Source organism: Synechococcus sp. H55.2, from assembly GCF_047462495.1.
Taxonomy (GTDB): domain Bacteria; phylum Cyanobacteriota; class Cyanobacteriia; order Thermostichales; family Thermostichaceae; genus Thermostichus.
Genome location: NZ_JANSJH010000211.1, coordinates 1 through 834, shown reverse-complemented (window position 1 = coordinate 834; position 834 = coordinate 1). Strand labels below are relative to the sequence as shown.

Genomic DNA, 834 nt, shown 5'->3' with positions numbered 1-834 from the left:
TCGGTTTGCCCGTTGGGGAAGGGGGCAGTGATGGCGGGATCCCACAGCGTTTGTTTTGATCGGGCTGCCGACTTTTACGATGCCACCCGCAGCTTTCCTCCGGCTGTAGAGGAAGAGATCGCCGATGCCATCTTGGCGGCAGTGGGAGCCACTCCTGAGACCCATTTTCTTGAGGTGGGCATTGGGACGGGACGGATTGCGCTGCCGCTGATTCGGCGCGGCTGCCCTTACACAGGAATCGATATTTCCGAACGCATGCTGGCGGTTTTACGGCGCAAAATTGAACAAAGCCTGGGCCAGATGCCGCCGCAGGTGCATCTGCAGATGGCCGATGCCACCCAGTTGCCTTATGGGGATCGCTGTTTCGATGTGGTGATCACCGTGCATGTGTTGCACCTCATCCGCGAGTGGCAACAGGCAATCGCCGAGATCCGGCGCGTGCTCAAGCCAAGTGGGGTCTATCTCTACGGCTACGGCGAGCGGGTGACGAGTGCCCGCCACTCCTTTGAGCTGCGATGGGCCCAAATTCTGGCGGAGCTGGGATTTGAGCCACAACAGGTGGGGGCCAATGCCGAGCAGGTGGAGGCGTTTTTGTGGGCTCAAGGGGCCCATGGGCAGCAGGTAACGGCGGCAGAGTGGCAGACGACCTTCACTGCCCAAGCCTTGTTTGAGCAATACGCCCAGCGCTGTTACAGCAGCTCCTGGTCGGTCCCAGAAGCGATCTTTCAGGCGGCCATCGCCCGCTTGCAAGCCTGGTTTCAAGATACCTATCCCAACCCCAATGCGGTGCTGCTGGGGGAGAGCCGGTTCCAAATGCTGCTGGCCCGCTATCCC

General features: G+C 60.6%; 1 protein-coding gene. It reads left to right on the top strand.

Annotation, left to right across the window (positions count from 1 at the left end; all coding sequences use genetic code 11):
- A partial coding sequence (locus tag NW844_RS12975) for a class I SAM-dependent methyltransferase (protein ID WP_414336250.1) occupies positions 1–834 on the top strand: 834 nt, incomplete at both ends.